This is a genomic window from Mycobacterium neumannii, from assembly GCF_048452905.1.
Classification (GTDB): domain Bacteria; phylum Actinomycetota; class Actinomycetes; order Mycobacteriales; family Mycobacteriaceae; genus Mycobacterium; species Mycobacterium neumannii_B.
In genome coordinates, this window is sequence record NZ_JBCGVF010000008.1 from 280,244 (window position 1) to 293,851 (window position 13,608).

The following is a 13,608-nucleotide window of genomic DNA, read 5'->3' on the forward strand; positions in this document are numbered from 1 at the left end:
CATGCCTCCAGCGGTAGTCGCGAATCCGATGCTTCGAATTTATAGCCTGCATTTGCTGCGGCCAAACCCAGGGCGTGTCTGTACCTATTACGGCTCGCGGCTCTCGTCGGGGTCGGACGCGTCGCTGTCCTCGGCTTCTTCCAGTGTGTCCTCCGTCGGTTTCGGTTGCAGCGCGACGCTGCGCGTCCGCGGGATGATCTCCGACGGTTGATCCTCGGCCGGCAACAGGTGCACAACGCGGCCGACGGCACGACGCAGCCCCGGTGGCCCTTCCTTGCGGACGAAGTCGCCGATCCGGCCGGCCCGGTAGCGCAGCGGCGAGCCGATGAACTCACCCAGGACCACGCCACTGCCCAGGGCGAGCGCGATCGCGATCGCCGACATCATCTGGCGGAGGCCGTTGTCGAAGTTGCCGTCGACGGCAAAGGAGAACACCGCGCGAAACACCGCCAGGCCCGGCAGCATCGGCATGATCCCCGCAGTGGCCGTCACCAAGGCAGGTGCTTGCCGACGGATCGAGATCAACGTCGCGACCAGACCGACACCGACCGCCGCGGCACCACTCGCGAACACCTGACCGAACCCTGCATTGCCCAGCGCTATCAGGACCGCTTCGGCGAGTCCGGCTGCCAGCCCTGCGGTGAGGATCGCCCGCAGCGGTGCATAGCTCGCCACGGTCAGGCAGGCGCCCGCCAGCGCCGCGCCGAACACCGCGACCGCGATCCGTACCGCCCCGCTCGGCGCGATGAACGATTCGGTCGCATCGACGTGCAGCGAGATGGTCACGCCGGCGATCTCGGCAATCTGCAGGCCTGCGAGGATGCCCACCACGATTCCCGACGTCAGCAACACCGCTTCCCCCAACCGGGCGACCGAGGTCAGCATGTAGCCGGTCACCGCGTCCTGCATCGCGCCGACGAAGGTCAAACCGGACAGCAGCACCACAATGCCGGTGGCCACCATGACAGTCGGTCCTATATCGGCATACAGGAAGGCCGCGACGGCGACCGAGGTCGCGATCGCCGCGCCTGCGACGTGTTGAAAGAAGAACGGCGTACCCCAGCGATTCAGCCGTCGCCCCACCTGGTCGATGACCCCCGACGTGACTGCGGCCAGGATGCAGGTCAACCAGCCACCACCGAGAAGCATGGCGATGCCGAGCGCGAAACCCGACCAGCCCGCTGTCGCCAACCACCGTGGGTAGGGGTGCGGCCGTTCGGTCAACTCGTCCATCGCGTCGTGCGCTTGATCGACCGTCACACCGCCGGAGGTAATCCGCTGAACCAGCCGGTCGAGTTCTCCCAACCGCGTGTAGTCCGTTGACCGAGCGTGCACGGCTCGAACGATGGTGACGGGTGGGCTCTCCGCGGTCGGCAGAGCGGACACGATGACGGTGGTGACGAAGATGTCGACAACGCAGTCGGCCAGTCGATATGCCTGGGCGACGTCCTGGGCGGTCGCGACGACGTCGGCGGTGCCCGAGCCCGAAGACAGCATCACCTCAGCGAGGCGGATCGTCAGATCAAGCACCTTGCGGGTGTGCAGGTCGCCCATCCCGTCGGAACGGCGGCGCCGCTGACCCGCGACCGGCGCCGGATCGCGGGGTCCGCGCAGCGCATTGCGTAAGCCGCGGCGGACGCGGCCGTGCGGTGTTCGATCTAACGGCATCGACGTGAACGATACTGACGTGCGGGCACCATGGCCCAGGCGGCTAATCCCGCTGCGGCGCCCGACAACACATGCCAGAGGCCGTGGTATTGCCACAGGCTGTCGGGCCGACACAGCGGCGAGCCCGTGCGCCCGGCGGCATAGGCGGCAAGGCCGAGCGCGAAGACCGCTGCGGCCGTGACCCACACCGAGCGCCGCCCTCGCGCTCTGCGGACCACCCCGATCACACACACCCCCGCCAGGGCGACAATAGGCCAGTCGTGCACCGCTCCCGCCCAGGGCGGCTGGGGTCCGTGAAAGACGAAGCTGCCGAAGCCGACGGCGACGAGCGCCACCCCTGCGGCTCCCGCCAGCACCGCTCCACTTCGTAGGGCCCAGCACAGGACGGCTATCCCCATGGCGACGTATGTAAGGCTGGTGAGGGCGAGGACGGGTTGGCCAAGCAGGGCCTCGCCGATGCGTTCGCAGTCCGAGCGTCCGAAGGCCGCCGCGGCGGTCCAGCCCTGCATGACATCTCACGATAGCCACCCACGGTGTCGGCCAAGCGAACCGAGCGTATTCGTCTGTGCCACAGCCGCATTCTGCAGGCAGCCGCTGACCATCCCGCGACCTACAGAGTGGCCAGATCCCGTTGAAACCTGGCTATTTTGCCACTAGTCGACCTGCCCGGCGCCGGGCACTGTCAAGGCATGAGCACCGAAGACATGGCCGCGCTGGCCGACGGGAAAGCCGGCGTGGCCGGCTGGGCACTACCCGACTCCGAAATCTGCTCGGAAGCACTGCGATACGTCATCGACGTGTCCCCGGATTTCCTCGCCAACCACTGTGTCCGCAGTTATCTGTTCGCGCGCGAGATCGCCTCGGGCCAGGGTATGCGCAGCGGTATCGACTATGACGACGAACTCGTCTTCCTCGCCTGTCTCCTGCACGACCTGGGTGTCACGGATGTCGGCAGGGGTGATCAGCGATTCGAGGTCGAGGGGGCCGATGCGGCGGCGGACTTCCTTCGCCGACACGGGCTTTCGGGCGATCGGCTCACGACGGTGTGGCAGGCGATCGCACTTCACACCAGCGCCGGGTTGGCGAACCGGTTCGGGCCCGAGCAGGCGGTGGTCTTCAACGGGATCGCCCTCGACATCAGCGGCATGGACACACACCTGCTCTCCCCCGGCTTCGCCGACCGGGTCCACGCCGCGTGGCCACGTCACGACCTGGGGTACGCGATCGCCGACGCCGTGGCCCGCGATGTGCGCCTCAACCCGATGAAGGCTCCCCCGTTCTCGTTTCCCGCACACCTGCATGAACTGATCAACGGGTCGTCGTTCTCGTTCTTCGATTTCGTGCGCGCCTCTGCGTGGGGCGATCAGCCTCTGCGCGGCGACGTGAGTGCCCCGTGACGCCGATGCATGCACAGATCGTGTTGTTCGACGGCTTCGACCCCCTCGACGCCGTCGCCCCATACGAAGTGCTCGTCGCGGGCAGCGACTTCGTCGGAGGCGAACTGGAAGTCGAGTTCGTCTCGGCCGAGGGGCCGCGGCCGGTAGTCAGCGGTTCGCGGGGGCTGACGTTGAAAGCGACCGCCCGACTCGACCCCGCCAAGCCGGGTTTCGTGATCGTGCCCGGCGCGGCAGGCCCCATCGACGGCGACCCCGATGAGGGGGTCGCGACCATCCCCGTTCTGCTCGCCCGCTTCGGCGAGACCGCCGCGGTGCCGCCGATGCGCGAAGCCTTCGCCAATCCTGACATCACGGTCGCGACCGTATGCGGTGGGTCGCTCGCGCTGGCGATGGCGGGCCTGCTCGACGGCCGCCACGCCAATACCCACCATCTCGGTGTGGACGTGCTCGAGGCGACGGGCGCAATTCCGGTGGTGGCCAGGGTCGTCGACGACGGTGACCTGGTCACCGCAGGCGGCGTCACGTCGGGCCTGGACCTCGCGCTCCACCTGCTCGACCGAAGCTACGGTCCGCGCATCGCATTGGCCGTCGAGGAGTTGTTCGCCTACGAGCGGCGGGGCACCGTCTGGACCGCCACCGGCCGCGCGCCGAAAGCCTCGGCATGACGAGCGTCGTCGGCGACTGGGACGTGCGCATCAAGACACCGGTCGGAACCTTGGAAGTGGTGTACAGCTTCGTCGAACAAGACGGTGCGATCACCGGCACCGCGCAGAGTAAGCCCGAAAGCGTGCCGTTGAGAGACATCACTGTCGTCGAAGGCGTTGACGGACAACGGGTCACATGGCGCCAGACGGTGACCAAACCGATGAGGCTCAAACTCGAGTTCGATGTGCAAGTGCACGGCGACCACCTGACTGGTCACTCGCGTGCCGGACGGCTCCCGCGCTCGGCGGTCTCCGGGGTGCGACGCGCCTGACGGACGACCGTGTCAGTCGTTTTCTGGCGGTGCTACGTTCGCCTGCGACCGCCGGCGTCGCTGTTCGTCGGTCTGCTCCCACCACGGCGGCGAGCCCCGCTCGCCCAACGCGACCTTGACCGCGTGCACACCGGCCCGCGCGGTCTTCTCGTCTGCAGTTCCCTTGGTGCGGCGCACTTCTCGGCGCCACGCCATGAGTATCCGGGTCAACTCCGCGCGCCGCTCCTCGGGTATGGCTGGATCGGTGGCCCGCCACCGGCGACCGTTGATGACGATGAAGCGACCGTCATCGGTCAGCTGCGGCTCAGCCATCGGCCGATATTAGCTCCGGCGAATCCTGCTTCACGGACACGGCCCGGGGATGAACAGCGACCACGCTTCGGGTTTCCTTCACCAGGGGTTCGGGTATCGCTCGGCGAGACCATCGTGGACTAGGAGAGAATTGATGAGCTCACCCGAACAAGCCTCCGACGACGCGAACCAGGGTGAGGGCGCGGAGCAAGGCGTCCCGCCGACGGCTCCCGCGTATTCGTCGCCGCCGCCCGAGGGAATTCCTTCGGCCGACGACAAGGACGGAGCCGACTAGCGCCGCCGGCACCCTAGCGGAGGCGGTGCCGGGTCATGACCCCTTCCGCAGATCAGCAAGCGAGTTCTGCACACCGCCGTCCATGCGGATCTGGATACCGGCCACTGCCAACATCACCGCCGAGGTCACCAGATGCACGATCGCGTCGGTGATGTTGTTGGGGAACGTGAACACGTACGCCACCTGGTGTGAGAAGAACGCCCAGATGCCTGGCAATGCGCCCGCCACCGCCGCGACGAGTAGATACAACACCGACCACGACTTGCGAAACGCGAATACCAGTCCCGGTCCGAACAGGGCGAGACCGGCGACGGCGTGCCAGCCGTTGTAGTCCATTCCGAGTACCTGCGCGGTCGGTGCGCCCGGGCCCGTCGCGAAGCTCGGCTCCACCATGAAGCCGATCACCGCCTGGATGACGTGGAAGGCGGCGATGACCACCAGGCCGACCTGGGCGAAACTCCACTTCACGGTGACACCCTTCTGGTTGTCGATACCTCGGTGAATACTACGCTCAGTAGTAGTGCCTTGTTAAGGGGTCGAGTGCAAAATCCCGCCAGGCGGCTCGCCCGCCCCGTCGCTAACCTGTCCGGGTGGCAGAAGTGCTGTCGGTGAACGTTGCGCGAGTGCGCGTCAATCCCGATGCGCCGTCGAGGTCGACGGGCATCGACAAGGTCGCGGTGCCGGACCGAGTCGCGGTGCGCGCACCCGGACCTATGCGCGGCGGCCTGGGCAGCGGACTCGTCGGCGACACCATCGGCCATAAGAAGCTGCATGGCGGTGACGATCAAGCTGTCTACGCATATGCGCGAGAAGACCTCGACGACTGGGAAAGTCGACTGGACCGCCGGTTGACCAACGGCATGTTCGGCGAGAACCTCACCACCACGAATGTCGACGTGACACAAGCGCGCATCGGTGAACGCTGGCGCGTCGGCGCCGACGGTCTTCTGCTCGAAGTTTCGGCGCCGCGCACACCGTGCCGCACCTTCGCGGCCTTCCTCCAGATCGACCGCTGGATGAAGACCTTCACCACGGCCGCCAAACCCGGTGCATACCTGCGCGTTATCTCACCGGGGACGGTGGGCCCAGGCGACGAGATCTCCGTCGAGTACCGCCCCGACCACGAGGTGACCGTCGAGTTGGCGTTCCGCGCAAAGATGTCCGACGCGTCATTGCTTCCACAGCTGCTCGCGGCCGACGCGTTGTCTGCCGAACTCAAGACCTACGTCCGCAAGCGCCTGTCGACCAACGGTAAATAGGCACCACCGCGGTCCGCCAGCGGAACGGTGACGCACCCCACGCTTTGGTAACGGCACCGCTGCCGGTGCCGACATAACCGTCAGCAGCGGCTACGCGCGGCGGGTGCCCCCGTATCGCGGCAGGTGTGAAGCAGCAGCGCCTGAACCGGCAGCCCTGAACCGGCTCCGGTCCGCCCATCCGCGGTAACCGCTCGGCGGTATCCCTCGACCAGGAAGTTCACAGCGATGACATTGCGACACAGTTGGGCGCGCCGCATGATGGCCGGCGCGTTAGCGGCCCTGCTCATACCGGGCCTGGTCGCGGCGGTGGGTGGCACGTCCACCGCAGCGGCATACTCACGACCCGGCCTTCCCGTCGAAACCCTGATGGTCCCGTCGGCCGCCATGGGCCGCGACATCCCGGTCAAGTTCCAGGGCGGTGGCCCGCACGCGGTCTATCTACTCGACGGCTTGCGGGCGCGCGACGACAACAGCGGCTGGGACATCGAAACCGCCGCGTTCGAGAACTACTTCGAGTCCGGTCTGTCGGTCGTGATGCCGGTCGGCGGCATGTCCAGCTTCTATACCAACTGGCAAGGACCCGCGGTCGGCAACGGCGGGCGCTACTCCTACCAGTGGGAGACCTTCCTGACGTCTGAACTCCCGGCGTACCTGTCCGCCAACAAGGGCATCTCGCCTAGCGGCAATGCGGTGGTCGGCCTGTCCATGTCGGGCAGCGCGGCGCTGATCCTGGCGGCCTACCACCCCGGCCAGTTCCGCTACGCAGCGTCGCTGTCGGGCTTCCTCAACCTCTCCGAGGGCATCTGGCCGCTGCTGGTCGGCGTCGCGATGCGCGACGCAGGCGGATTCAGCGCCACGGCGATGTGGGGCCCGCCGGGCAGCTCGGCCTGGAAGCGCAACGACCCGACGGTCAACGTCGGCAAGTTGGTGGCCAACGGCACCCGCATCTGGGTGTACTGCGGCAACGGAGTCCCGTCCGAACTAGGTGGCGGCGGCGACATCGCCGGCCAGTTCCTCGAGACCATCACGCTGGACAGCAACAAGAGCTTCCAGCAGGCCTACCAGGCGGCCGGCGGAGGCAATGGCACGTTCAACTTCCCCGCCAACGGCACCCACGGATGGGGCTACTGGGGTTCCCAGCTGGCCGCGATGAAGGGCGACATCCAGGCCACGCTGGGGGCCTGAGCTCGCTGACGCCACTGGGCGACCGCCACGTGCGGTCGCCCAGTGCGCGTTGGAGACAATCACGGGGTGACGCAGCAGCCTCGACCGACCGTTCCCGCGCTCTTTGCGCGTGCATGCCATGAGTTCGGCGACCACACCTATCTGGTCACCCCCACGGACCGACTCACCTACCGTGAGGCGCACGAGTGCTCGGCGCGCATTGCGCGATGGCTCCTGTTGCAAGGCGTCGGAAAAGGAACCCGCGTCGGCCTGTTCTTCCCCAACGGGGTGGACTGGGTGCTCTGGTGGTTGGCGGCGTCCCGCATCGGCGCGCTGGTCGTGCCGCTGAGCACGCTCTACGCCCCGGCCGAGATCGCCAAAGTCGCTCGGCTGGCCGACGTCGCGCTGATCGTCGCTCCGAGTCGCGTGCTGAGCATCGATGTCGCCGACCGGTTCGAAGCGGCCTGGCCGGAGTTGACGACCCAGCGGGGCGGAGTGTTGGCCATGACGGCCGCCCCGTACCTGCGTCGGATCGTGTTCGTCGACGGCCCAGTTCCCCACTGGGCCACGCGGTGCGATGGCGACGCCGACGGCGTACCTGGCGAGCTGCTGGCCGCCGCGGAGGCAGAGGTGAGCCCCGCCGATCTGGCCGTTATGATCCACACCTCGGGCTCGACCGCGGACCCGAAGGGCGTCATGCACACGCACGGCACCCTCGCGCGACAGACGTCGACATGGCCAAACGCGATCCGCGCGGTGTCCAAAAGCGAAGGCGCAGTGCGAATTCTGTGTGCGATGCCGTTCTTCTGGGTCGGCGGGTTGCTCGCGGCGACCGGTGCGCTGCACGAACCCGTCACGGTGCTCGTCATGCCGCGACTGGACGCCGAGGGCGCACTCGATCTGATCGAACGCGAACGGGCCGCCGGAGTCATCGGATGGCCCGCGTTCACCCAGCGGCTCCGTGAGCATCCGAGCTTTCCCGACCGCGATCTGTCCTGCGCGCCGATGCTGCGCGACGGCCCGCTCGACATCGCGATGGTCGACGTACCCGACGGATATCCCGTGCACCGCACCATGTCCGAGACCGCGGGCGGATTCACATACACCGACATGTGCATCGTCGACGACGACGGCGAACCGGTTCCCGACGGGCAGGTCGGCGAGCTGCTGATCCGCGGCATCGGCGTGATGGCCGGCTACAACAAACGCGAACGGTGGGAGACCTTCGACGAAAACGGTTGGTACCACACGGGTGACCGCGTCTATCGCAGACCCGGCGACCCGCGGCTGTTCTACGTGGGCCGGACCACAGAGATGATCAAGGCCGCCGGGGCCAACGTCTCACCGCTCGAGGTCCAGGCGGTCATCGAGGGGTCCCCGGCCGTGGCACAGTGTCTCGTGCTCGGTATCGAGGACCCCCTACGCGGGGAGCAGGTGTGCGCAGTCGTCGTGCCCGTCGCCGCAAGCGTCGACATCGACACGTTGGCCGCCCACGCCCGCGCGCACCTGTCGACATACAAGGTGCCGACCCGCTGGGTGCTGGCCTCCAGTGACCAGATCCCGATCCTGCCCAGCGGAAAGTTCGACCGCAAGACGCTGAACACCATGATCGTCGACGGCGCCCTCGAATCGGTCGTCCGGTGACCGGCATGGGTGTCCTGCGAACACCGGACGACCGTTTCGCCGCACTGCCCGACTACCCGTTCGCCCCCGGCTACGTCGACGTGCAGGCACGCGGAATGGACCCGCTACGAATGCATTACGTCGATGCGGGACCGTCCGACGCGCCCGTCGTCGTGCTGCTGCACGGCCAACCGACCTGGTCCTATCTGTACCGGCACGTCATCGGTGTGTTGTGCGGGGCGGGTTTGCGCGTGATCGCGCCCGACAACATCGGCTACGGCCGCTCGGACAAGCCGACCGACCCGACGGCCTACACGTTCAAGCGGCACGTCGACTGGATCCACAGTGCCATCACCCGCTTGGATCTCACCGATATCACCCTGGTCGTACAGGACTGGGGCGGACCCATCGGGCTCAGTGTGCTTGCGCGCGAACCCGACCGCTTCACCCGCGTCCTGGCCACCAACACGATCCTGCACACCTGCGACCCGGGCCTGGCGGGCAAGCTCGAATGGCCGCATCACGCCGCCGGCGACGGTCAGGTCGTCCTTCAGGAGGCCCTCCTCGACTACGTGGCGTACTACCAACGCTCACCGGAACTCGTTCCGAGCTTCTTCCTCGAGGCGGTGGCCGGACCGTTGAGCCCGGACGTGCGAGCCGCCTACGACGCACCGTTCCCCGACCGTTCGTTCACCGCGGGCCTCCGCCAGATGACCGCGTTGATTCCGTTGACGCGCAACGACCCCGGGGCGGTCATCGGTCGAGAGACCATGACCGTGCTCGGCGAGTGGCGACGGCCGTTTCTCACCGCGTACTCCGATGGGGATCCGGCGACGCGCGGTTGGGACAAGGTGTTCGCCGAACACGTTCCCGGCGCGAAAGGCCAACCGCACACGACGGTCACCGGTGCGGGCCACTTCATTCAGGAGCAGCGGGGCCACGAACTCGGCCGCATCGTCACCGAATTCGTCGCCCGCACAGGGTGATCAGAGCCCGAACTGGTCGTCGATGATGCCGAGCCACACCTGAGCCGCGTCGATCGCCACCTTCTCGCTGATGAACGCGTGCTGGGTACCGGTGTACATGTCGCGGAACGCCCGTTCCAGGCGGCTACCCTCGCGGATCGCACTGGTGCCCGCGGCCAGATGTGCCCACTCCGCGCACTGGCGAGCCACGTCGGTGGCGTACACCGCGGCCACCCTCATGTCGGCGCGCAGGGTCGGCGTGAGGTCCTCCCCCGCCGCCACACTGGCTTCCGCCGTTGCGAACGCATCGAGCACCAGCAGCCTCGCCGCCCGCCATGCCGCGACGTGATGGGCCAGCCCTTTCTGGAAGGTCGGACGGCTGGCCAGCGACGCCATGTCGCTCATCCGGAACTTCGTGGCGGCCAGCTCTTCGACGTCGTCGAGCATGCTCTTGGCGACGCCCAGCGCCCACGACGCATGCCCGGCGGCGGTGACGGGCATCATGCCCATCCGCGTCGCGGGCGACGATCCGCGCAGCGGCTCACGGGTGAACAACGCGAACGTGCGCTCGGCGGGAACGAACACGTCCTCGACGCTGTAGTCGTAGGAGCCCGTCCCCTTGAGCCCTTGCACGTGCCAGCCGTCGTTGAAGCTGACCTGCTCACGCGGCAGGATGGCGATCTGCATGTCCGGCACACCTTCGCTGACCCAGCGCATCTCGGTCCCGTCCATCGGCAGGAACCCCGCGGCTACATACTGCGCATGCCCGATACCCGAACCGAAGCTCCACGACCCGGTCAGCCGGTAACCACCGGGCACTGCGGCGCCTTGACCGTTCGGGAAAAACTGCCCGCCCATCGTGACCTGGTTGTCGTGGGCCGTGAACACCTCAGCGAACCCCGCGTCCGGCAGGTACGCGGCGGCAGCGAACGACGACGGCAGGTTGGCGATGCCGATCCAGCCGAAGGACCCGTCCTGCCACGCCATCTCGATCCAGGTCTCGATCATCTCGGCGAACGACGGTTCGCTGCCGCTGGCGGGAGCGGGGTTGAACGCCGTCATCAGGCCGGAGTCCCACATCGCCTCGACCACGGTCGGGCTCAGCGTGCGCAACCGCTCCGACTCGCCGGCCTCGCGGGCGACGAGATCACGTAGCCCGCGCGCTTTCGCCGTGATGTCGCCGGCCGATGCCGAGGTCTCCAACGTCGAGGTCATCCGTCTTCTCTATCAGTTGTCGGCAATCCGATGTCACAAATCCGGTCGCTGCATACGTCTGGGGTGTGTGAGGACAGACGAGAAAGGCAGCAACCCATGAAGAACATCGTGATCCTTGGCGGCGGCTACACCGGTATGGCGACGGCCACGGCGCTGGCGGGCCGGCTGAAGCGCCGCGACGACGTGCACATCACGCTGGTCAACGCGCAGACCCGCTTCACGGAGCGGCTGCGGCTGCACCAGGTCGCCTCCGGCCAGGAGCTGAACGACCTGCCGATACCCGACCGGCTCACCGGCACCGGCATCGAGTTCGTCCACGGCTGGGTGACCGGCATCGACGCCGAGGCGCAGACTGTGCGCATCGATGACGCGACGATCTTGCGCTACGACACCCTGGTCTACGCGCTGGGCGCCGTCGCCGACAGCAACGGCGTCCCGGGTGTCGACGAGTTCGCCTACACCCTCAACAGCGCCCAGGACGCCCAGCTGCTCGCCGAGCACCTGAAGCGGATCGGCGACGGCCCCGTCGTGATCGCCGGTGCCGGGCTCACCGGCGTCGAGTCCGCGGCCGAGATCGCCGAACAACATCCCGAGCTCGACGTGGTTCTGCTGAGCCGCCAGTTTCCCGGCGCAATGATGGGCGAGAAGGCGCGGGCACGACTGCACGCCGGGCTGGAACGCCTCGGCGTCCGGGTGTGCGCCGGCGTCGAGATCGTGAAGGTGATGGCCGACGGCGTCGCGCTGGCCGACGGCGAGGTGGTCCCGGCGCAGGCCGTGCTGTGGACGACCGGGGTGCTGGTGTCACCAATGGCTGCGACGGCGGGGCTGACGGTCGACGAGCGTGGACGCATCGTCACCGACGAGTCGCTGCGCTCCGTCAGCCACCCGAACGTCTACGCAGTCGGCGACGCGGCCGCGGTGCAGCAGGGATACGGCATAATCCACGGCACCTGCCAGAGCGGCATCCCCACCGGCGTGCACACCGCAGCGTCGATCGCACGTGAGCTGAAGGGCAAGAGCCCCAAGCGATTCCGCTTCGGCTACATCCACCAACCGGTCAGCCTGGGACGTGACGACGCGGTCATCCAGTTCACCCATGCCGACGACAGCCCCGGATGGTTCTATCTGGCCGGCCGGTTCGCCGTCGCGTATAAAGAGGCGGTGAGCTCCAGCCCCTGGACGACTTACCGCCTGCTGAAGCTGATCCCGGCGTTCGGCGCCGCCATGTGGCGCCGCGGGGGCAGGTTGACAAAGTGACCGACGACCAGCAGACGTTCGCCGATCACCGGAACCTGTTGTTCGCGATCGCCTACCGCATACTCGGCTCGGCCGCCGATGCCGAGGATGTGGTCCAGGACGCGTGGTTCAAGTGGTCGGCGGACGACCGCTCCCAGGTATCCGACCCCAAGGCCTACCTGTCACGCATCGTGTCGAACTTATCGATGGATCGGCTGCGCTCGACACAGCGACAGCGCGAAACCTATGTGGGGCCGTGGCTTCCGGAGCCGATCCTGACCGAGTCCGATGCCGCCGACGACGCCGTCACCGCCGATTCGGTCTCGCTGGCGATGCTCGTCGTGCTCGAGACCCTCAGTCCGCTGGAACGCGCGGTGTTCGTTCTCAAGGAGGCGTTCGACTTCAGCTACGCCGAAATCGCCGAAGCCGTCGAACGTTCTGAGTCGGCAGTGCGACAGGCCGCCCACCGCGCACGCGAGCACGTTCATGCCCGCAGACCGCGGTTCGAGGCCGACCGGGCCAAGAAGCGGCAAGTCACCGAGCGGTTCTTCGCCGCGAGCGTCGGCGGTGACATCAACGCGCTGTTGGAGATGCTCGCGCCGGAGGTGACCTTGTGGACCGATGGCGGCGGCAAGGTCCGCCAGGCGCTACGACCGCTCATCGGCGCGGCCAACGTCGCCCGGTGGCTCGCCGGCACCGCCAAGCGGCCTTATGAAGGCGTCGAAATCGCCGATATGACAGCTGAAGTCGTGGAGATCAATGGCGGCCCCGGGATCGTTCTGAGCGGCGCTGGACGCATCATCGCCACGCTCACCGTTGACCTCGATGACGACGGCCGCATCGCGACCATCCACAACATCGCAAATCCCGACAAGCTGCGCGCTATCGCCGGCGGTCAGCCCCGATCGCTCACTTGATGATGCGGACCAGGTACGGCGCCATGTTGCTGGTGCGCACCGGGGAGACCGTCACCCCGGTGTCCGCGGTCTCCAGCATCTGCCCGTTGCCGAGGAACAGTGCCACGCTCTGATCGCCGTTGGGGCCGTAGAAGATGAGGTCACCGGGCAGCGCCTCGGACGGCAACACCTTCTGCCCGACGTTGTACTGCGCACCCGAGGATCGCGGCAGCTTGACTCCGATACCGGCGAACGAATAGACCATCAGGCCCGACGCGTCGAAACCGACGGTGCTGAGCGCGGGATCCAGGCCGACGATGTGGCCTTCGCGGTCGAGTCCGGCGACGTTCTCGGGCGTGCCGCTGCCCTTCGTCGGCCCGTTGGCGTCTCCCCCGCCGTAGGAGAAGGGGACGCCGCGCTGCGCGAGACCGCGCGCGATCACGAGGTCGACCGCCTGCTGGTTCGCCGCGGACCGCGAGGATGGTGCGGCGACCGCCACCCCAGGGATGGCCACCAACAGGGCGACACCGATCACCAAGGCGTAGATGCGTCTCATGGTTCGTTGCTCTTTCTTCGTCTGCGCGCATACCGATGGCGCTGTAATCACTTGTACGCGTGGTTTG

At 67.4% G+C, this 13,608-nt stretch carries 16 protein-coding genes; 10 read left to right on the forward strand and 6 right to left on the reverse strand.

Annotation, left to right across the window (positions count from 1 at the left end; all coding sequences use genetic code 11):
- Positions 1 to 87: 87 nt before the first annotated feature.
- Both AAHH99_RS24075 and AAHH99_RS24080 read right to left on the reverse strand, forming a co-directional pair.
- Positions 88 to 1,668, reverse strand: a complete 1,581-nt coding sequence (locus AAHH99_RS24075) for a threonine/serine ThrE exporter family protein (protein WP_418770964.1) — start codon at positions 1,666 to 1,668, stop codon at positions 88 to 90.
- Positions 1,659 to 2,177 (reverse strand): hypothetical protein, encoded by a 519-nt coding sequence (locus AAHH99_RS24080; protein WP_418770965.1) that lies wholly within the window; start codon positions 2,175 to 2,177, stop codon positions 1,659 to 1,661. The genes AAHH99_RS24075 and AAHH99_RS24080 overlap by 10 nt, the downstream gene beginning before the upstream one ends.
- 180 nt (positions 2,178 to 2,357) lie before the next feature.
- Between AAHH99_RS24080 and AAHH99_RS24085 the strand changes: the two genes are divergently transcribed.
- The 3 genes from AAHH99_RS24085 to AAHH99_RS24095 are packed head-to-tail and all read left to right on the forward strand — an operon-like array spanning position 2,358 to position 4,041.
- On the forward strand, positions 2,358 to 3,065 hold the full coding sequence (locus AAHH99_RS24085; RefSeq protein WP_418770966.1) for an HD domain-containing protein: 708 nt from the start codon (positions 2,358 to 2,360) through the stop codon (positions 3,063 to 3,065).
- A 5-nt stretch (positions 3,066 to 3,070) separates the two neighbouring features.
- On the forward strand, positions 3,071 to 3,730 hold the full coding sequence (locus tag AAHH99_RS24090; RefSeq protein WP_418771119.1) for a DJ-1/PfpI family protein: 660 nt from the start codon (positions 3,071 to 3,073) through the stop codon (positions 3,728 to 3,730).
- Positions 3,727 to 4,041 carry a hypothetical protein gene (locus AAHH99_RS24095; protein ID WP_418770967.1) on the forward strand — a complete coding sequence of 105 codons (315 nt, stop codon included), beginning with the start codon at positions 3,727 to 3,729 and terminating at the stop codon, positions 4,039 to 4,041. The genes AAHH99_RS24090 and AAHH99_RS24095 overlap by 4 nt, the downstream gene beginning before the upstream one ends.
- Positions 4,042 to 4,053: 12 nt before the next feature.
- Here AAHH99_RS24095 and AAHH99_RS24100 read toward each other — a convergent pair whose 3' ends face one another.
- Entirely contained in the window at positions 4,054 to 4,353 is a 300-nt protein-coding gene (locus AAHH99_RS24100; RefSeq protein WP_418770968.1) for a hypothetical protein, read from the reverse strand.
- A 133-nt stretch (positions 4,354 to 4,486) separates the two neighbouring features.
- On the opposite strand from AAHH99_RS24100, the gene AAHH99_RS24105 reads away from it, so the two are divergent.
- Positions 4,487 to 4,627: a hypothetical protein gene (locus tag AAHH99_RS24105; RefSeq protein WP_418770969.1), complete on the forward strand. Its 141-nt coding sequence runs from the start codon at positions 4,487 to 4,489 to the stop codon at positions 4,625 to 4,627.
- A gap of 33 nt (positions 4,628 to 4,660) precedes the next feature.
- Here the strand turns inward: AAHH99_RS24105 and AAHH99_RS24110 are convergent, their stop codons facing one another.
- Positions 4,661 to 5,095 (reverse strand): DUF4383 domain-containing protein, encoded by a 435-nt coding sequence (locus tag AAHH99_RS24110; RefSeq protein WP_418770970.1) that lies wholly within the window; start codon positions 5,093 to 5,095, stop codon positions 4,661 to 4,663.
- A gap of 131 nt (positions 5,096 to 5,226) precedes the next feature.
- Here AAHH99_RS24110 and AAHH99_RS24115 point away from each other — a divergent pair, with 131 nt between their 5' ends.
- The 4 genes from AAHH99_RS24115 (at position 5,227) to AAHH99_RS24130 (ending at position 9,659) form a co-directional block, all read left to right on the forward strand.
- Positions 5,227 to 5,886, forward strand: a complete 660-nt coding sequence (locus AAHH99_RS24115) for an MOSC domain-containing protein (protein WP_418771120.1) — start codon at positions 5,227 to 5,229, stop codon at positions 5,884 to 5,886.
- A gap of 225 nt (positions 5,887 to 6,111) precedes the next feature.
- A complete protein-coding gene (locus AAHH99_RS24120; RefSeq protein ID WP_418770971.1) occupies positions 6,112 to 7,071 on the forward strand; it encodes an esterase family protein in 960 nt (319 codons plus the stop codon).
- Positions 7,072 to 7,137: 66 nt separating this feature from the next.
- Positions 7,138 to 8,694, forward strand: a complete 1,557-nt coding sequence (locus tag AAHH99_RS24125) for a class I adenylate-forming enzyme family protein (RefSeq protein ID WP_418770972.1) — start codon at positions 7,138 to 7,140, stop codon at positions 8,692 to 8,694.
- A gap of 5 nt (positions 8,695 to 8,699) precedes the next feature.
- Positions 8,700 to 9,659: a haloalkane dehalogenase gene (locus AAHH99_RS24130; protein WP_418770973.1), complete on the forward strand. Its 960-nt coding sequence runs from the start codon at positions 8,700 to 8,702 to the stop codon at positions 9,657 to 9,659.
- Here AAHH99_RS24130 and AAHH99_RS24135 read toward each other — a convergent pair whose 3' ends face one another.
- A complete protein-coding gene (locus tag AAHH99_RS24135) occupies positions 9,660 to 10,853 on the reverse strand; it encodes an acyl-CoA dehydrogenase family protein (RefSeq protein WP_418770974.1) in 1,194 nt (397 codons plus the stop codon).
- A gap of 96 nt (positions 10,854 to 10,949) precedes the next feature.
- Between AAHH99_RS24135 and AAHH99_RS24140 the strand changes: the two genes are divergently transcribed.
- Positions 10,950 to 12,110, forward strand: a complete 1,161-nt coding sequence (locus tag AAHH99_RS24140) for an NAD(P)/FAD-dependent oxidoreductase (protein ID WP_418770975.1) — start codon at positions 10,950 to 10,952, stop codon at positions 12,108 to 12,110.
- Positions 12,107 to 13,006: an RNA polymerase sigma-70 factor gene (locus tag AAHH99_RS24145; protein WP_418770976.1), complete on the forward strand. Its 900-nt coding sequence runs from the start codon at positions 12,107 to 12,109 to the stop codon at positions 13,004 to 13,006. Before AAHH99_RS24140 ends, AAHH99_RS24145 begins: the two co-directional genes overlap by 4 nt.
- Here the strand turns inward: AAHH99_RS24145 and ripD are convergent.
- Positions 12,999 to 13,541 (reverse strand): NlpC/P60 family peptidoglycan-binding protein RipD, encoded by a 543-nt coding sequence (gene ripD / locus AAHH99_RS24150; protein WP_094295422.1) that lies wholly within the window; start codon positions 13,539 to 13,541, stop codon positions 12,999 to 13,001. The genes AAHH99_RS24145 and ripD overlap by 8 nt on opposite strands.
- Between the last annotated feature and the right edge of the window lie 67 nt (positions 13,542 to 13,608).